This window comes from Pseudomonas sp. WPR_5_2 (assembly GCF_003634475.1).
Classification (GTDB): Bacteria; Pseudomonadota; Gammaproteobacteria; order Pseudomonadales; family Pseudomonadaceae; genus Aquipseudomonas; species Aquipseudomonas izuensis.
In genome coordinates this window covers 191,045-207,670 of sequence record NZ_RBLA01000001.1, presented here as the reverse complement: position 1 = coordinate 207,670, position 16,626 = coordinate 191,045, and the positions used below count along the sequence as shown (strand labels likewise).

The 16,626-nt window shown below is 61.8% G+C and carries 17 protein-coding genes and 1 pseudogene; 3 read left to right on the top strand and 15 right to left on the bottom strand.

Translation table 11 applies throughout. The features are described from left to right. Positions 1-225: 225 nt before the first annotated feature. The 5 genes and pseudogenes from BJ917_RS00905 to BJ917_RS31940 form a co-directional block, all read right to left on the bottom strand. The gene (locus BJ917_RS00905) at positions 226-438 is read right to left on the bottom strand and encodes a hypothetical protein (protein ID WP_256658478.1); all 213 of its coding nucleotides are present in this window, start codon (positions 436-438) and stop codon (positions 226-228) included. Continuing rightward, positions 431-1,363, bottom strand: coding sequence for a VOC family protein (locus BJ917_RS00900; RefSeq protein ID WP_121101101.1), 933 nt, complete (start codon positions 1,361-1,363; stop codon positions 431-433). The genes BJ917_RS00905 and BJ917_RS00900 overlap by 8 nt, the downstream gene beginning before the upstream one ends. A 15-nt stretch (positions 1,364-1,378) precedes the next feature. Beyond that, positions 1,379-1,693 carry an NIPSNAP family protein gene (locus BJ917_RS00895; RefSeq protein WP_121101099.1) on the bottom strand — a complete coding sequence of 105 codons (315 nt, stop codon included), beginning with the start codon at positions 1,691-1,693 and terminating at the stop codon, positions 1,379-1,381. Next, positions 1,687-2,097, bottom strand: coding sequence for an NAD-binding protein (locus tag BJ917_RS00890; RefSeq protein WP_256658526.1), 411 nt, complete (start codon positions 2,095-2,097; stop codon positions 1,687-1,689). Before BJ917_RS00890 ends, BJ917_RS00895 begins: the two co-directional genes overlap by 7 nt. 18 nt (positions 2,098-2,115) lie before the next feature. After that, positions 2,116-2,379, bottom strand: a pseudogene (locus BJ917_RS31940) (MFS transporter); the annotation flags it as partial. A 216-nt stretch (positions 2,380-2,595) separates the two neighbouring features. On the opposite strand from BJ917_RS31940, the gene BJ917_RS00885 reads away from it, so the two are divergent. Beyond that, on the top strand, positions 2,596-3,540 hold the full coding sequence (locus BJ917_RS00885; RefSeq protein ID WP_096511575.1) for a transporter: 945 nt from the start codon (positions 2,596-2,598) through the stop codon (positions 3,538-3,540). Between the two features lie 5 nt (positions 3,541-3,545). Here BJ917_RS00885 and BJ917_RS00880 read toward each other — a convergent pair whose 3' ends face one another. The 3 genes from BJ917_RS00880 to BJ917_RS00870 all read right to left on the bottom strand — a co-directional run bounded on the left by BJ917_RS00880 (position 3,546) and on the right by BJ917_RS00870 (position 6,275). Beyond that, on the bottom strand, positions 3,546-4,661 hold the full coding sequence (locus BJ917_RS00880) for a CaiB/BaiF CoA-transferase family protein (RefSeq protein WP_121101096.1): 1,116 nt from the start codon (positions 4,659-4,661) through the stop codon (positions 3,546-3,548). 160 nt (positions 4,662-4,821) lie between these two features. Continuing rightward, positions 4,822-5,478 carry a TetR/AcrR family transcriptional regulator gene (locus BJ917_RS00875; protein WP_121101094.1) on the bottom strand — a complete coding sequence of 219 codons (657 nt, stop codon included), beginning with the start codon at positions 5,476-5,478 and terminating at the stop codon, positions 4,822-4,824. Positions 5,479-5,489: 11 nt separating this feature from the next. Further along, complete coding sequence (locus tag BJ917_RS00870) at positions 5,490-6,275, bottom strand: enoyl-CoA hydratase/isomerase family protein (protein WP_121101091.1); 786 nt, start codon at positions 6,273-6,275, stop codon at positions 5,490-5,492. 143 nt (positions 6,276-6,418) lie between these two features. Here BJ917_RS00870 and BJ917_RS00865 point away from each other — a divergent pair, with 143 nt between their 5' ends. Both BJ917_RS00865 and BJ917_RS00860 read left to right on the top strand, forming a co-directional pair. After that, positions 6,419-7,561: an acyl-CoA dehydrogenase family protein gene (locus BJ917_RS00865; RefSeq protein WP_121101088.1), complete on the top strand. Its 1,143-nt coding sequence runs from the start codon at positions 6,419-6,421 to the stop codon at positions 7,559-7,561. Continuing rightward, the gene (locus BJ917_RS00860; RefSeq protein WP_121101086.1) at positions 7,558-8,679 is read left to right on the top strand and encodes an acyl-CoA dehydrogenase family protein; all 1,122 of its coding nucleotides are present in this window, start codon (positions 7,558-7,560) and stop codon (positions 8,677-8,679) included. The genes BJ917_RS00865 and BJ917_RS00860 overlap by 4 nt, the downstream gene beginning before the upstream one ends. 142 nt (positions 8,680-8,821) lie before the next feature. On the opposite strand, the gene BJ917_RS00855 is transcribed toward BJ917_RS00860, so the two are convergent. The 7 genes from BJ917_RS00855 to BJ917_RS00825 all read right to left on the bottom strand — a co-directional run bounded on the left by BJ917_RS00855 (position 8,822) and on the right by BJ917_RS00825 (position 16,618). Then, positions 8,822-10,174, bottom strand: a complete 1,353-nt coding sequence (locus BJ917_RS00855; protein ID WP_372237695.1) for a DUF1329 domain-containing protein — start codon at positions 10,172-10,174, stop codon at positions 8,822-8,824. A 242-nt stretch (positions 10,175-10,416) separates the two neighbouring features. Further along, positions 10,417-10,872, bottom strand: a complete 456-nt coding sequence (locus BJ917_RS00850; protein WP_121101080.1) for a MaoC family dehydratase — start codon at positions 10,870-10,872, stop codon at positions 10,417-10,419. A gap of 36 nt (positions 10,873-10,908) precedes the next feature. After that, positions 10,909-12,048: an acyl-CoA dehydrogenase family protein gene (locus tag BJ917_RS00845; RefSeq protein WP_121101077.1), complete on the bottom strand. Its 1,140-nt coding sequence runs from the start codon at positions 12,046-12,048 to the stop codon at positions 10,909-10,911. 15 nt (positions 12,049-12,063) lie between these two features. After that, entirely contained in the window at positions 12,064-13,260 is a 1,197-nt protein-coding gene (locus tag BJ917_RS00840) for an acyl-CoA dehydrogenase family protein (RefSeq protein WP_121101074.1), read from the bottom strand. 13 nt (positions 13,261-13,273) lie between these two features. Next, positions 13,274-14,461, bottom strand: coding sequence for a lipid-transfer protein (locus BJ917_RS00835; RefSeq protein ID WP_121101071.1), 1,188 nt, complete (start codon positions 14,459-14,461; stop codon positions 13,274-13,276). A 129-nt stretch (positions 14,462-14,590) separates the two neighbouring features. After that, positions 14,591-15,391, bottom strand: a complete 801-nt coding sequence (locus BJ917_RS00830; protein ID WP_096515393.1) for an enoyl-CoA hydratase/isomerase family protein — start codon at positions 15,389-15,391, stop codon at positions 14,591-14,593. A gap of 81 nt (positions 15,392-15,472) precedes the next feature. Beyond that, on the bottom strand, positions 15,473-16,618 hold the full coding sequence (locus tag BJ917_RS00825; protein WP_096511586.1) for an acyl-CoA dehydrogenase family protein: 1,146 nt from the start codon (positions 16,616-16,618) through the stop codon (positions 15,473-15,475). Between the last annotated feature and the right edge of the window lie 8 nt (positions 16,619-16,626).

Genomic DNA, 16,626 nt, shown 5'->3' with positions numbered 1-16,626 from the left:
CGATAAACAAAAAGAATTTCAAGAAAAAACAGGACTCAGAGCTAATGCCGGTTAGTTAAGCTGACCGGCATTTTGTTTTTTATCGGATACAGGTTGAAGGTGACGTTGGGGCGCAAGACACGTGTGATCTGTGAGGTATGTGCAGGCTAGCCCGAAGATAAATGCGCTCTTCCCGGTGATGTTGAATGCGCAGCGCTTCGGCATGATCTGCCGCACGCAAAATGCTCATACCCCCCAGCTCACCGGGAAGGTTTGATCCGAGACAAAGGGCCCGGAAGCGAACAACTCGCCGCGTTGTTGCGCCAGAATCGCCCACTTCAAGTGGGCGTCCAACAGCTCTGGCACGCGGGTCAGGTCCCGTGGCGTACGCATGACCACGAACAGCGGCTTGTTCAACATCCCTGCCAGCAGTTCCTTGGTCGTAGAGCTATCACTCATCACGCGCCGCCTCGAAATTCTGAATGAAGGCTTCAGGAGGTGGGTTGGTTGCCCACACGGCGATCAGGTCTGGTGGTGCCCCGTCGATAGCCAGCCATTCGCTGTCATCTTCGGGAATGACATCGATGTCCCAGAAGTATTCGACCATGCTGTCCCAAGGGTCGCGGATGTAATGAAAGTAATTGGAGCCGGCCACATGTCGTCCAAGGCCAAACGCGCTTTCGTAGCCCAGGCTCATCAGGTGTTGAGCGCCCAATTCGATCTCATCAATACCCATCACCTCAAAACTGAGATGATGCAGACCGCTATGACTGCTCTTGGCCAGGCCCAGTACATGGTGATCACCGCCACAGCCACACCGCAGAAAGGCTATCTTGTCCCCCGCGCGATCAGAGACTTTCATCCCTAGTACCCGGGTATAGAAATCAATCGAACGGTCCACATCGGGGGTGAACTTGATCAAGTGCCCCAGGCGCAACGGTGTCACTCGACGCAACTTCGAGGACGGTGTGCATCCGCGCTGACCGATGCGGCGGTAACGGCCCGGGGTGTTCGACTCTGGCGTCGGCAAAGGAGCTAACGGCATGGAGTCGGCGTCGGTGACGTGAACCCAATCGCCGGACGGATCACGAAACCACACTCCGTCTTGCCCGATATCAAACGGTGCCGGATGGATGACCACACCGTGGTAGCTCAGGTTTTCTCGAATAGTCTGCAGGCCCTCAGCATCGGTACCAAACGAGATATAACTCAGGCGCTTTGTGGTGCCGGGCATCAGTCGCACTTGATCCTGGGCGCGCCCCTTACAGCGCAACACCAAATGATCACCGGCCATGCGGGCTTCAAGCCCGACAGCTTCGTAGAAGGAGCGACCCACTTCCAGATCCGGAACAGTCACGCCTACGTGTTGTAGAGAACGAATCATCTTGGACGCTCCTTTTTAACGAATAGGGGAAAAGGGTGCGGCGCTCAACAGTTCCACCTGCTGGGCAACCACCAGATGGCCGTTCTTGCCAAGGAACGTACGCCATCTTGGATCACTGGACAGCGCCGCGCGGCGATGGGCACGGTCCTCGTAGCTGGAATATCCCCACAACTGAATGACCCGATTGATGTCCCCCGTTTCCGGCTTGAAATAACCGATCAGGTTGCCCAGTGCCTCGCCCTGAAGTGGCAGCCCCTCCTCCTCGTAAGCACGCAGGAATTCGTGCAGGACGCCTGGCTTGAGTTGATAGGTACGTTGTTCAATCAGCATGTTGTTTTCTCTTTTTTGGAAGGTGCCTGGGACTCGGCCTTGGAGTCGGCTTCGATCAACTTGATCACTGCCGAGATATCTTCTTCACCGATGCCTTCTTCGATAGCCCTTAGAAAGTAGGGCTTGGCGGCATTGAACAAAGGCGCGGCGCTACCGAATTCCTCGGACAGTTCACTGGCCATGTCGATGTACTTTTCCAGCGTGGCAAAAGGTCCTGGTGCCGGCAGGAAATGACGATCAGCCATCATCGGTGCTCTTGCGCTGAACATCGTTGAGCCACCCGCGCTTTGGCGAATCACCTCAACCACCTGCTGTGCGCTGAAGCCCGCTTTCACGCCAAGGTTTAACGCCTCAGCTGCGGCCAAGGTGTGAATAGTCACGAGATAGTTGGCGATCAATTTCATCGCGACTGCGCACCCAAACGCACCGAGCACGGCGCCGGCGATGTAGATGCCGCCGGCCAGGCCTATATCGACATTGCTCATGTGCAGGTCGGGGCTGTTTTTCAGCGCGCCGGACACCGAGCCGGCCAGGGTCACTTCCAGGCCGTCGAGCAACCAGGTGATGCCCAGCGCGCATACCAGCAAGGTATGAAAACGGCCCCACGGCAAGCGATCCAGGCGTGCTGGAAGATGGGTTTCGAATATCGTGCCGGGCTCGCGGCCATGCAGCTGTAGCTGGGTCATTGCTAAATCATTGTCATGCAGTGCCTTGTGAGTTAGGAGTCATCCCCTGGGGCGTGAGTTCAAAATGGGTGGCTGACCTGAGTGCAGGATTCAGCCTTCGGGTGGTGACTGCTGAAGGGAAAAAAAGAGCAGCGTCCCGTCAATGGTTTTTTGGGTAGGAGCTACTCTTTAGGGCGCACTGTCAGGATGCAGGCTTTCCGAGAATCGAGGATCTGGATGAATTCAAGAACAAAACATGCATTGGGTTTGGCAGTCTTGTTGCCAGCCGCGCTGGCCCAGGCCGATGACGGCGGCATCAGTTTCTGGCTACCGGGCCAGTTCGGGGCATTGGCCGCGGCGCCTACCGAACCCGGCTGGAGCATGCCGCTGGTTTACTATCATGTCAGCGCCAAGGACGACGCCAACAAAGGCGTTCCACGCGGTGGCCGGACCACCTTCGGCCTTGATGCCACAGCAGACCTGTTGTTCGCCTTCCCTACCTACACCTTTGCCGAACCGCTGCTCGGCGCCCAGGCCGCCATTGCGGTGGGTGCTGCGGTAGCGCGTGACGAAGCCAGTGTCGATGTCACGCTGACCGGGCCTCGGGGCCGGGCCTTTTCCGGCGGCACGGAAGACACGTTGAAGGGGGCCAGCGACCTGCTTTATATGGGCACGTTGAAATGGAACCATGGGGTTCACAATTTCATGGCCTACACGATGGGCAATGTTCCGGTCGGCGCCTACGACCCTGATCGCCTGGTCAATATCGGCTTGGGGCATGCGTCCCTGGATGCGGGGGGTGGCTACACCTATTTCGACAAGAAAAACGAGTTCTCCGCCGTCGCGGGCATGACCTACAACTGGGAAAACACCGACACCGACTATCAGAACGGTATCGACGCTCACCTGGATTTGAGTGCATCGCACTTCATCACCGACCAGACCCACCTTGGCCTGGTCGGCTACGTCTACCATCAGGTCACGGGCGATAGCGGAAGCGGCGCTACCTTTGGCGACTTCAAATCCAGGGTCAATGGCATCGGCCCCCAGATCGGGCATTTCTTCAAGGTGGGTAAAGATCTCTGGTACGCCAACCTCAAGGGTTACGACGAGTTTGACGCAAAGAATCGACCAGAGGGCTGGAACGTCTGGCTTACCGTGGTCGTTCCTCTGTCTGAATAGTTCACCTACGACCGCCAGAGGCCGGCAAGGTCCCGGGCTCCGAGCGCGTCCATGACCTGGGCGGTGTGCGCGCCACGGGTGGGGATCGCGCCGGGGGTGATCCGTTGGCCGTCGAAACGCGGTGCCGGGCTGGCTTGCAGCATGCCATCGCGTTCGAAATACACGCCCCGCTCCACCATGTGCCGGTGCTCGGAGGCTTCACGCGGGCTCAATACCGGGGCAAAGCACACGTCGGTGCCTTCCAGCAGATCACACCAGTGTTCGCGCGGCTGGCTGGCAAATAGATCGGCCAACAGGTCTCGCAGTTCGTCCCAGCGCTCCATGTCCCACTGTTTGGCGAATCGTGGATCATCCTGCAAGCCGAGCTTGTGCATGAGCAATGCATAGAACTGCGGTTCCATCGAACCGAGGGCCACGTACTGATCGTCGGCGCAACGATAGGTGGCATAGAAATGCGAGCCATCGTGAACGCTTTTGCCACGCGCCTCCTGCAGCAAACCCCGGCGGGACAGAGACATCATCAGCTGCATCATGTGCGCCGAGCCGTCGACGATGGCCGCATCGACCACGGTGCCTTTACCCGTCTGCCGTGCGCTGAGGATACCGGCCAGCAAACCGATGGCCAGGTACAGCGCCCCGCCACCGACGTCACCGATCAGGGTGATCGGCGACGACGGGGCCTCCCCGGCTGTGCCGCTGTGATAGAGGGCGCCGGACAAGGCAATGTAGTTATTGTCATGGCCGGCAGCACAGGCCATTGGACCGTCCTGCCCCCATCCCGTCATGCGCCCGTAGACCAGCCGCGGATTGCGCGCCTGGCATTCCAGCGGGCCAAGCCCCAGTCGCTCCATGACACCAGGACGCATGCCCTCGATGACAGCGTCGGCGCTTTCGAGGAGTTTCAACACTGCTTCACGCCCTTCAGGGCTCTTCAGGTCGGCCACCACCGAACGCTTGCCACGGTTCAACGGGTTGTCCGGGGCATTGGCTTGGCCGGTGATCGACACGGACTCTGCGCGCTCGATGGCAATGACATCCGCGCCCAGATCGGCCAGGTGCATGGCACAGAATGGGCCTGGGCCGATTCCGCAGATTTCTACGATTCTGATACCTGACAGCATGTGTCTTCCTCAATGAGTCCTGGCCTGACAACAGGCATTCATCGCCCCTGCCGTGACTTGCAGGTAGGCGAACCATGAGGAGCACGCTAACAAAGACCCTTGCTAAAACCCGCCACCCGCCGTGGGTGGCGGGGTCAAGGTCCGGTTCCAGCTCGGGGGATCAGACGTGAGCAGGTGGCAAGGTTGCCAATGCATGCTCGATGAACATCAGCAACTGCGTGCGCAGCAGCTTCAGGTCAATGCCCGCAGGATCCAGCAGAAACTGCAGCATCATCCCGCGCAACGTGCCCAGGATCAGCAGGGCACTGGCCATCGGATCGACCTGTGCGCGGATCTCGCCCGTGTCGATGCCTTCGCGAATGTAGCCGGCCAGGTGTTCCATGACCGAGTGGTTGTATTCAGCGAGGATCTGCACGGTTTCCGAGTCCTGGGTCACGGCTTCCGACATCAGTGCCAGCAGCGCGCGGGTATTGACCCAATCGCCATCAGGACGCGACAGGTAAGTACTGACGAAGCCCTTGAGTGCATCCAGCCCTGGCCGCCATTGCGGCGACCGGGCTTCGACCAGCTCCATGAACGTGGCATTGACGAAACCCGCCAGGGCGCGCAGCAGTCCGGCCTTGTTACCGAAATGATGGGTGGCCAGGCCGCGGCTGTAGCCCGCCTCCTCGCCGACCTCTGACAACGTCATGCCCACCCAGCCCTTGCGTGCGACGATTTGCCGGGCAGCGATCAGCAGGCGTTGTTCTGCCTCGGCGCGGCGCTCGATCTGGGTCCGACGCGCCGTCGGCTGGGTGGGTTTTTCAACGGGTTCCATCGGGCAATTCCTTACTGACCTGAAAAAACGGGGGTGCGGCGTTCGGCCATGGCACGGGTGCCTTCGGCAAAATCGGCGCTGACAATCTGCCACTCCTGCTCGGACGCTTCGCGGTCAATGATCTGGTCAACCGCATCCGCCAGGCCCATGCGCAGGGTTTCACGGCTGGACATGACCGCCCTTGGTGCCGAAGCGGCAATTTCCTCGGCCAGCTCGCGGGCCATTTGGCGCTCCTGACCCGGCTCGGCAAGCACATCGGCCAAGCCGATCCGCACCGCTTCACAGCCATCGATCCGCCGCCCGGTGGCAATCAACAGCGCCGCCATTTGCGGGCCGACCAGGCGCGGCATGGTAACCGAAATCCCAAAGCCCTGATGAATGCCCAAGCGATTGAAATTGGCGCAGAAACGGGCCTTTGCGCTGGTCACCCGGAAATCCGCGACCAGCGCCAGACCCAGTCCGCCGCCGATTGCCGCGCCCTCTACCACGCAGATCATGGGCTTGCGTGTGCGAAACAGGCGCACGGCGGACTTGTACACCCGGCGTGGGAATTGCGGGTCGCACTGCTCAGCCCCGGAGAAGTCCGCCCCCGCGCAAAACACCTTGCCTTCAGCCTGCAGGATGACCACCCGGCACTGGGGCTGCTCATCGAGGTGTTGCAGGGCATCGGCCAGGTCATTGATCAGTTCGGCATCAAAAAAATTATAGGGCGGACGACTGAAACTCAGGGTCGCGACGTGGCCGTCGAGGTCCAGTGACAGGCCGCGGCCGGGGATGAATGAAGTAGTTGTCGACATGAAAGCTCCATCAAGGGGGGACGATTTTCCGGGTGGCGGGTGGCTTGATCGCTGCCAGGGTTGCTGTTAGCTTATTTACTTGTTGTCCGTTCAGCAAGTTAGAAAATCAACCACCCTACCCCTTTCCACACGAGCAAAAAGCCATGCAGGCACTCGATATTCGTCCCTGTCACCTGGACGCCGACGCACAGGCTTTACGCGCCGAAGTGCGTGAGTTTGTCGCCCAGACACTGAAGGACTACCCGGCCCACGAACGCGCCAAAAACTGGAACGGCGCCGATCCCGCGTTCAGCCGCAAACTGGGCGAGCGTGGCTGGCTGGGCATGACCTGGCCCAAGCGCTATGGCGGACACGAACGCAGTGCCCTGGAGCGCTATGTGGTGCTCGAAGAGCTGTTGGCCGCCGGCGCACCGGTCAATGCCCACTGGATCGCCGAGCGTCAGTCCGGCCCGCTGTTGATGAAGTTTTCCCCCGACGTGCTGGCGCCCAGGCTGTTGCCTGCCATTGCCCGTGGCGAGCTGTTGTTCTGCATTGGCATGAGTGAACCGAACGTGGGTTCCGACCTGGCGTCGGTGCAGACCCGGGCCGTGAAGACCGAGGGCGGCTGGATCGTCAACGGCAGCAAGGTCTGGACCACCGGCGCCCATCGCAGCCACTACATGGTCACGCTGCTGCGCACCGGACCGAAGGACGACAAGAATCGGCACGCAGGCCTGTCGCAACTGTTGATCGACCTGCAGGCCACCGGCGTCACGGTCCGCCCGATCTACAACATGCTTGGCGAGCACGACTTCAATGAAGTGTTTCTCGATAACGTGTTTGTGCCGGACGATTTTGTCATCGGCCAGCCAGGCGACGGCTGGAAGCAAGTCGGCGCTGAACTGGCGCTGGAGCGCAGCGGCCCGGAACGTTATCTGAGCTGCACGCAGTTGTACCTGGAAATGCTCGACACCGCCGACCCGCAGAACAGTCGCCACGCGGTCAGCCTGGGCCGGGTCGCAGCGCGCTATGCGGCGCTGCGACAAATGTCGCTGGGTGTCGCCGGCATGCTCGCTCGCGGTGACAACCCTGCGACGCCGGCGGCGCTGGTGAAAGACCAAGGGGCCCTGCTGGAACAGTCGCTGCCCGACCTTGCCCACGACCTGTTTGGCGGTGAACGCCAACCCGGCTCCCGACTCGACCAGGTGCTGCGTTACCTGACCCAGACCGCCCCGTCGTTCTCCCTGCGTGGCGGCACCCGCGAAATTCTTCGCGGCATCATTGCCAGAGGATTAGGACTGCGATGAACCAGGCACTCAATTATCAAGCGGTGGACGACAGCGCCCCCTCGGAACTGCAATCGATGATTGCCGACAGCGTCGAGCGCCTGTTCGCCGAACAGATCACCCCGCAGGTACTGGCACGTTTCGACGCTGGTCACGGGGCAACGGCGTTGTGGCAACAGGTGGCCGATCTCGGCCTGCCCGGCGCCCTGATGCCTGAGGAAGCAGGTGGCAGCGCGGCCAGTTGGCTGGACGTCAGCCCGGTATTGCGCGCCATTGGTTATTGGAACGCGCCACTGGCCTTGAGCGAAACCATGCTCGCCTCGCTGCTGCTGTCCCGGGCGGGCCTGCATGTTCCGCAAGGTCCGATCACGCTGATTCAGACCGGTCACCTGGGCGACCTGCGATTGACCGACGACGGCTACCTGAACGGTCGCGTATTCAACGTACCCTGGGCACGCAGCTGTCGTTGGGCAGCGGTGGCCGATGCTGCCGGACAGGTGGCGCTGGTCGATCTTTGTCAGGCACCGGTCAGTGTGGAAACCGGCAGCAATTTCGCTGGCGAGGAGCGGGACACCCTGCACTTCACTCGTGCTCCCGCTCAGGCGGTCGGTTCACTGCAAGTGGCGGATGTGGAGGAGCCTGTGTGGCTGTTCGGTGCGTTGATGCGTGCCTGCATGTTGGTCGGCGCGCTGGAGTCGAGTCTGGACAAGGCCGTCGTTTACGCCAATGAACGTGCACAGTTCGGCAAGGCCATCGGCAAGTTCCAGGCGATCCAGCAGCAACTTGCGCAAATGGCCGGTGCCATCGGCGCCGCACGCATGGCCACGCAAGTCGCGTTGCGCAGTGCCTGCGAGGCGTTGCAGGCCGAGTCTGGCAGCCGAAGCAGTGTGTCGTTCGATGTGGCCGTCGCGAAAGTCTGCGCCGGCGAAGCTGCGACCCTGGCGACATCCGTTGCCCATCAGGTTCACGGTGCGATCGGCTTCACCCACGAGCACACCCTGCACTTCACGACCCGTCGCTTGTGGTCCTGGCGCGACGAATTCGGCAGCGATGCACAGTGGGCCGAAATCCTCGGCCAGGCAGCGATTGCGGCGGGTGGCGCAGGATTCTGGGCTGGATTGACGCAGCGCAACCTCTGACAATACGGACCCTGTAGGCGCTGGCTTGCCAGCGCCTACAGGGTCCGCGTGTATTTATCGGGCAACATTGATGTCGACCCTGCCGCCCTCTTCGCTGGCAAGCCAGCTCCCACAGGTCGGTTCCGTTTCGCGCGCAGCGGTGTCAGCGTACGCCGGCACCCGCCAGGCTATCGGACGTCCAGCCGTTGTCGGGACTCAACTTGTCCATGACCTGCACGCCGCCTTTGCCAGGCCAGACGTTGATGTAATACGTGCCGGCGATCAGGTCGTAGTGGCCGCCCGGTGAGTTGTTGATCGCGCCGACGTCATACATGGCAGTCATGTAGCTGAAGCCAGGGCGCCACAGTTGGCCACGGCCGTCGTATTGATCCACCGCCAACGCAGTCCAGCTGTCTTCGTCGATATAGAAGGTACGCTTGGAATACACGTGGCGCTGGCCTTCCTTGAGCGTCGCCTCCACGACCCACACGCGGTGACGTTCCCAGCGAACCAGGTCGGGGTTGATGAACTTCGGCCCGAACACGTTCTGTGGATCTTCGGCATAGGTGAAGCGGTAGGTGTTGTAGGGAACGTACATTTCCTTCTTGCCGACCAGCTTCCAGTCGAAACGGTCCAGCTTGCCGTTGAACAGGTAGATGTCATCGACCGTGGACATGCCGGAGGTACTGGCGTTCGGCGTGTCGTAGGCCAGGTCTGGCGCCAGGCGCACGCGACGTTGGCCAGGCAGGTACTGGAACGCGCGACGGCCCTTCTCGGTATCGATGCTGTCGAAGGTCATCACGGCCTCGCCGGCGCGGCGTGCCGGGCCTGTGTAGTTGGCGCGCGCGCGGGTGATGATGGTCGGCGCCTCCGGCTTGGTGGTGTCGTAGTACGGCATTTCGTAAACCCAGCGACCCTCGGTCGAGGTCACGAGCTTGCCCGCTGCATCCACGTTGTACGCGCCATATTTGGGAGCGATGTAGGCCACACCCTGGTAGCGGGTCAAGTGATTGAACATCACCTCGATGCCACGCTTGGGAATCGGGAATGGCACACCTGCACGGGCGTTCTGCAGGAACTGGTCGCTATTGGTCAACTGCGCCTGGGTGGCATTTTTCAGGGTGTTGTCCAGCACCGATTGCGGATAACCCACGGTGCGATGGGTCGGATACACGTCGATGCGAAACCCCGGGCGGGTCTTGATCAGTGCCTTGGCGCCTTCGGTGAGTTTGTCCGCATATTGATCAACGTTTGAGGCGTCGATGGAGAATTGCGGCTTTTCGCTGGCGAACGGATCGGGCCGGATGCCCTTGGCCTTGTCGAAACCCGGGGGCGGGGTATGTAGCCCGCCGGTGTAGGCCGGGATGGTGCCATCGGCGTTACCGGCCATTTCGGCACCCACCGGTGTCAATGTCGTGCCCAGCTGCCTGGCTTCCTGCTCTGTCACTGCTGCATGGAGCACGCCTGCGTGTGCGGCCAGCAGGCCGACCGCGATCAGGGTTCTTGTCAGTTTAATCATGTCTCCAACCTCCAGGATGTGGTTTGAGCGTCTTCTAAAGCGCGCCCTGCCCTTCAAGAAACGGCGAAATCGGGTCCCGTCCGGGTAGTGTTTTTTTAACCAACCCACCCCTCCTTTCGCCCCCCCCTTATTGGCGCGGCAAGGGAGGGGCAGCCCGTCATCCGGTTGAAAACGCAAACGCCACGCGGCATCGGGATGCGCGTGGCGTTTGGTAAAGCGGTCTTGCTGGCGGTGTCGGCTCAGGCGAATACCCGAAGAATGGTTTCCGCCACGCAGGCCGGTTTGGCGGCGCCGTCGATTTCCACGGTCATTTCATAGGTGATCTGGGCGCCATTGCCCTCCAGCGGTTCAAAGGACTGCACCTTGAAATGCCCGCGCAGGCGACTGTCCACCGGCACAGGTTGCACGAAGCGCACTTTGTTCATGCCGTAGTTCACGCCCATCTTCACATTGCTCAGTTCGAAGGCGTTGGTCATGAAGGTCGGCAACAGGCTCAGGGTCAGAAAACCATGGGCAATCGGCTTACCGAACGGCCCTTTGGCGGCGCGTTCGGGATCGGTGTGAATCCACTGGTGGTCACCGGTGGCTTCGGCAAAGGTGTTGATGCGCTGCTGGTCGATGGTCACCCAGTCGCTGGTGCCCACGACTTCGCCGACCAGGCCTTGCAGTTCGGCCAGGGTTTCGTAGCTTTTCATTGTTGTTGTGCTCTCGATGGTCTGTTTAACGGCAGATCAGGCGCGAAGCCCGACCTGCAATGCGGCTGCGCAGGCGGCCTCGTGGCTGTCGCTGCTACCCAGCAACAAGTCGGCGACGATGGCCCGCTTGTAGTAGTGCCCGACCAGGTATTCCTCGGTCATGCCGATACCGCCGTGCAACTGGATGCCCTGGCCGCAGACGGATTTCGCCGCGCGACAGATCAGCATCTTGCAGCCCGAAACGGTCTTGTCGCGGGTGGTTTCCTCATCGTTGGCCATCGATGCCAGGGCCACGTGCAGGCTCGAACGCGCCAGTTCCAGCTCCGCCGCCATGTCGGCCATGCGGTGCTGCAAGGCCTGGAACGAGCCGATGGGCACGCCGAATTGCTGGCGCACCTTGAGATAGTCGGCGGTGACTTCGAGGGTCTTCTCCATGCCGCCGATCAGCTCCGCACACAGGGCGACAATGCCGTTGGCCAGGCCTTGGCGCAGTGCGGGCAAGCCCTGCCCCGCTTCACCCAGCAAGGCATCGAAGCCGACTGCGACGCCATCGAAGTGCAATGCCTGCACCCAGGTGCCGTCGTGCAGGGGCAGTGCCTGGCAGGTCAGACCCGGACGATCCGCATCGACCAGCAGCAGGCTGATACCGGGTGTTTGCGGTATCTGCGCAGAGACGATGAACGCTTTTGCACCGACAGCACCGAGCACCAGGCTCTTGCACCCAGTCAGGCGAAAGCCCTCATTTTGACGCTCGGCCTGTAGCGTGACCGGCAACGGCATGCCCCGTGAACCCGCTTCGCTATACGCCAGCGCGATCCGATAGGTGCCATCGGCCAGTTGCGGCAGCAGCCGCTCTTTTTGCGCCTCGGTACCTGCCGCCAGCAGGGTCTGGGCCGCCAGCACGCCACAGCCGGTAAAAGGCTCCAGCACCAGAGCGCGACCCAGTTCCCGGGCGATGATCACCGTATCCACCAGCGATCCGCCGAGCCCGCCATAGGCTTCCGGCAACGCGGCCATCAGCCAGCCGTTGGCGGCAAAGAGGCCCCAGTTGTCCGTGCTACCGTTCTTGCCCGCCTTGAGCAGCGCGTTACGCGCCTCGAAACTGTAGGCCTTGTCCACATAACGTCGCAGGCTGTCCTGCAACAGTTGTTGTTCCGAAGTGAATTCGAAATCCATACCGGTTTCCTGCTATCAGAGTTGGAACAGCATCTTGGCGATAATGCCGCGCTGCACTTCGCTGGTGCCGCCGTAAATGGTCGACGCCCGGCGCAGGAACATGTCGTGGCTGATGCCTCGCGCAAGTGCTTGCTGCGGGAACGGTTGCTGCGGATCGGCCTCATGGGGATGCGGATAGGCGATCGCGCCGTAATCGCCCAGCGCCTCGATCTGCGCCTCGGTGATGCGTTGCTGAAACTCGGTGGCGCGGATCTTGAGCATCGAGCCCAGGGTGTGCGACGCCGGATTGTGCTGCTGTTCCAGGCGCGCGACCCGCTGCACGAGCATTTCGATGGCTTGCAGCTCGGCGTCCAGACGCGCCAGCTTCAGGGCGAATTCCGCTCGCTCGTAGAGCGGCTGGTCGCCCACCCGCAACGTCGAGCCGATCAATCGCAGTTCGCGCATGTAGCGCTTGAGCTCAGGCAGATCGGCGGTGGTCGCATGTTCGTTATTGAGCAGGAACTTGGTGATGGTCCAACCCTGCCCTTCGACGCCGATCAGGTTGCCGACCGGCACCCGTACGTTGTCGAAGAAGGTTTCATTGAGATGATGGGCATCGTCGATGCTGCGGATCGGCCGTACGGTAATGCCCGGCGTGCGCATGTCCACCAGCAGGAAGCTGATCCCCGCCTGTTTTTTCACGTCCGGGTTGGTGCGTACCAGCATGAAGATCCAGTCGGCGTGGTGGGCATAGCTGGTCCAGGTTTTCTGGCCGTTGATCACATAGACATCGCCATCGCGCTCGGCGCGGGTGCGCAGCGACGCCAGGTCCGAGCCGGCACCGGGTTCGGAAAAACCCTGGCACCACATGCGCTCTCCGCTGAACACCGCAGGCAGGTGCTCGGCCTTTTGCTCAGGCGTGGCAAACGCATTGAGCACCGGGCCGAGCAGCTTGTGTACGAAGCCATCCAGGGTGGGCGTGCCGGCAGCGCTGCATTCGTCATCGAATACCAGGATCTGCGGCACCGACCAGCCAGTACCGCCCTGTTCTTTGGACCAGTACGGTGCGCCCCAACCGCGTTCGGTCAGCAGCTTTTGCCAGCGCACGATCTGCTCCCGGGGCGAGCGTGCACAGCGCTGCTGCCCTTTCAGATCGGCCGGAACCTGGTCGCGAAGGAACCGGCGCACGTCCTCGCGGAAGGCTTCGAGGCTGGCATCAGGTTGAAAATCCATGGTGTATCCCCTGTCAGTCTTTGCGGTACAGCGTGACGACACAGGCGCCACCGATACCGACGTTGTGTTGCAGGGCGATGCGCGCGCCTTCTACCTGGCGCTGTTCGGCGCGGCCGCGCAGTTGCAGGACCAGCTCAGTGCATTGCGCCAGGCCCGTGGCGCCGATCGGATGCCCCTTGGACAGCAGGCCGCCGGACGGGTTGACCACGTACTGGCCGCCATAGGTGTTATCGCCGTCGTCGACGAACTTCTGTGCCCCGCCTTCCGGGCACAGGCCCAGGGATTCGTAGGTCAACAGCTCATTCTGGGCGAAGCAGTCATGGAGTTCGACGACGTGCACGTCCTCGGCGCCGATACCGGCCATTTCATAGGCCTTCTTCGCAGCCGCGCGGGACATCGAGTAACCGGCAACGTCACGCATGTCGCCCGACTTGAAGGTTTCCGCGCCATCGGTGGTCAGGGCCTGACCGGCAATCGACACGCCGCGATCCAGTCCATGCTTTCTGGCGTAGGTTTCGCTGCACAACACCACCGCCGCTGCGCCGCAGGTTGGCGGGCAGGCCATCAGACGCGTCATGACGCCCGGCCACATCACCTGATCGGCCATGACTTCTTCGGTGGTGACGACTTTGCGGAACACGGCTTTTGGATTGTTCGCGGCGTGACGGCTGGCCTTGGCGCGAATCTTGGCGAAGGTTTCCAGTGGTGTGCCGAAGCGATTCATGTGCTCCACCCCAGCGCTGCCGAAGATACGCAGCGCCGCCGGAATCTGTGCGGCACCGGGAATCGCTTCGTCGCATTGATCGAGGAACAGCTCCAGCGGGCTCGGACGGTCCGGGAAGGCACTGGGGATGGCCCCCGGAACCATCTGCTCGAAACCGAACGCCAGGACGATGTCGACCATACCGCTGGCGATGGCCTGGTTGGCCAGGAACAGTGCCGTTGACCCGCTGGCGCAGTTGTTGTTGACGTTGATCACCGGGATGCCGGTCATGCCGACGTTGTACAGCACACGCTGGCCACTGGTGGAATCACCAAAGATGTAACTGGCAAACGCCTGCTGGACCGACTCGTAACCGACGCCGGCATCCGCCAGGGCCAGCCGCACGGCCTGCTCGCCCATGACCGCATAGGTCTCGCTCTGGCCAGGTTTGACGAAGGGGATCATACCTACACCCGCGACGACGACTTTCTGCATCATGTCTTACTCCTCAATATTGGAAATCCTGCCGGCTCCCTGGCGTTCTCCGGCAAGCAGCGCCGGACGGCAGGTCTTGAGTCTCAAGGATAGGCAGGCCCGAAGGCCGGCTGCCCCTCCCTCTTTGGGGCTTCATGGCTGTGGCAACACCGCGCCCGGGTAGGGCAACCCTTCCTTGCCGAGAAAGCGGCGCACGGCTTCGGCATGGTATCGACTGGCCCCGCACAATGACTGGGCGCTGGCTTCGAACTGGGTCATCGCGTGGCGGTCGGTCTCGAACGAGCGGTTGAGCAGGGTCTTGGCCAATCCTAACGCATCGGACGGCGCGTCATCGAACTGCCGGGCGAACTGTAAGGCGCTCTCCACCAGTTGTTCCTGGGGGATGACGGCTTGAGCCAGACCCAGCGCCAACGCCTGTTGCGCATCGATCGGCCGTGCACAAAACACCAGCTCCTTGGCCTTGGCCAGCCCCACCACCCTTGGCAAGACGTAAAGCATCGACAGGTCCGGCACCAGCCCCAGGCTCAGGAAAGTCGGCAACAGCCGTACCCGTGGCGTGACGAACATGAAATCGGCGGCCAGGGCCAGCGAGAAGCCTGCCCCCACGGCCGCGCCATCGACCGCCGCGATCACCGGTTTTGGCAGGTCCACCAGACTGCCGAACCACTCCTGAAAACCCAGCACCAGTTTGCGCCCGGCAAACACAGCGTCCTCGCCCTCCTCCAGGCTGCCCAGGTCGAAACCGGAACAGAACGCTCCGCCGGCACCGGTCAGGACGATGGAGCGCACCGAACGATCGTCCTTCGCTGCCTTCAGGGCTGCCGGCAAGGCTTCGTTAATGGCGGCCTCGAAGGCATTTTTTTTCTGTGGCCGGTTCAAGGTGATCAGCGCGGTCTTGCCAATCTTTTCATACAGCACTGCACTGTCAGTCACACTCAATTCCTCCTGATGCCGCATCGGCCAGGTCATGCCTGGCCGTGCCTGAAGTTCTCCGCAAAGGTCAACGCTGCCCGGTTACAGGTTGCGAGCGATGATCACTTTCTGGATGTGGCTGGTGCCCTCGTAGATCTTGGTCACCCGCACATCACGGCAGTAGCGCTCCACCGGGAAATCGCTGAGGTAGCCGTAGCCGCCATGGATTTGCAACGCTTCGGAGCAAACCTTCTCGGCCATTTCGCTGGCGAACAGCTTGGCGATGGACGCTTCCTTGGCGCAGGGCACGCCGGCGTAATGCAGGCGAGCGGCGTGCAGCATGTAGTTCTGGGCGACTTCGAACTGGGTGGCCATGTCGGCCAGATCGAACGCCACGCCTTGCAGCTTGATGATCGGCGCGCCGTAGGCTTCACGTTCGTTGGCATACTTCACCGCCGCTTCCAGTGCGGCACGGGCGGCGCCCACGGCCACGGCGGCGATGCCGATCCGGCCTTCGGACAGGGTGGCCATCAGGCGTTTGTAGGCCGTACCTTCCTCCGCCAGCAAGTTGTGCGCCGGCACCCGGCAGTTATCCAGTTGAATGGCCGCCACATGCGCCGAGCGCTGGCCCATCTTGCTTTCAACCCGCGCCACGATATAACCCGGCTCCCGCGGGTCGATGATGAACATGCTCGGGCCCTTGCGGCCTTCCGGAGTATCGGTGGTCGCGGCAATGGCAAAGGCAACCCCCGCCTCGCTGCCGTTGGAGATGAACTGCTTGCTGCCGTTGAGAACGTAATGGTCGCCGTCGCGGCGCGCCGTGGTGCGGAACGCGGCGGTGTCGGAACCGGCCTGGGGCTCGGTCAGCAAGCCGGCGGCAATCAGCTCGCCGGAAATCATCCCGGCCAGGTACTGCTGCCTTTGCCCCTCGGTGCCGAAGCGATGCAGCATGTCGGTCATGCCGTTGTGGACATGCAGAATGGTCGCGAAGCCGGCATCCGCTGCGGCAAATTCCTCGATGCACAGGCAGTATTCAGGAAAGGACATGCCCGAACCGCCGGCCTCCTCGGGAATCTGCATGCCCAGGAAGCCGAGTTCGGCCACCGCCTTGAGTTCCGCGTGCGGCCAGGCGCCCGTGCGGTCGCGCTCGGCCGCCGTGGCAGCCACGACTTCCTGCGCCACTTTGCGGGCGGCGTCGCGGATCATGATTTCCTGCTCGCTCAGGAATGCTGCTGATGTATCGCTCATGGTCTTCC

Coding starts and splice junctions, on each gene's coding strand:
- BJ917_RS00825 (WP_096511586.1), bottom strand. CDS start 16,618: ATGAGCGATACATCAGCAGCATTCCTGAGCGAGCAGGAAATCATGATC.
- BJ917_RS00895 (WP_121101099.1), bottom strand. CDS start 1,693: ATGCTGATTGAACAACGTACCTATCAACTCAAGCCAGGCGTCCTGCAC.
- BJ917_RS00875 (WP_121101094.1), bottom strand. CDS start 5,478: ATGGAACCCGTTGAAAAACCCACCCAGCCGACGGCGCGTCGGACCCAG.
- BJ917_RS00865 (WP_121101088.1), top strand. CDS start 6,419: ATGCAGGCACTCGATATTCGTCCCTGTCACCTGGACGCCGACGCACAG.
- BJ917_RS00860 (WP_121101086.1), top strand. CDS start 7,558: ATGAACCAGGCACTCAATTATCAAGCGGTGGACGACAGCGCCCCCTCG.
- BJ917_RS00900 (WP_121101101.1), bottom strand. CDS start 1,363: ATGATTCGTTCTCTACAACACGTAGGCGTGACTGTTCCGGATCTGGAA.
- BJ917_RS00850 (WP_121101080.1), bottom strand. CDS start 10,872: ATGAAAAGCTACGAAACCCTGGCCGAACTGCAAGGCCTGGTCGGCGAA.
- BJ917_RS00905 (WP_256658478.1), bottom strand. CDS start 438: ATGAGTGATAGCTCTACGACCAAGGAACTGCTGGCAGGGATGTTGAAC.
- BJ917_RS00880 (WP_121101096.1), bottom strand. CDS start 4,661: ATGCTGTCAGGTATCAGAATCGTAGAAATCTGCGGAATCGGCCCAGGC.
- BJ917_RS00890 (WP_256658526.1), bottom strand. CDS start 2,097: ATGAAATTGATCGCCAACTATCTCGTGACTATTCACACCTTGGCCGCA.
- BJ917_RS00840 (WP_121101074.1), bottom strand. CDS start 13,260: ATGGATTTTCAACCTGATGCCAGCCTCGAAGCCTTCCGCGAGGACGTG.
- BJ917_RS00835 (WP_121101071.1), bottom strand. CDS start 14,461: ATGATGCAGAAAGTCGTCGTCGCGGGTGTAGGTATGATCCCCTTCGTC.
- BJ917_RS00870 (WP_121101091.1), bottom strand. CDS start 6,275: ATGTCGACAACTACTTCATTCATCCCCGGCCGCGGCCTGTCACTGGAC.
- BJ917_RS00885 (WP_096511575.1), top strand. CDS start 2,596: ATGAATTCAAGAACAAAACATGCATTGGGTTTGGCAGTCTTGTTGCCA.
- BJ917_RS00845 (WP_121101077.1), bottom strand. CDS start 12,048: ATGGATTTCGAATTCACTTCGGAACAACAACTGTTGCAGGACAGCCTG.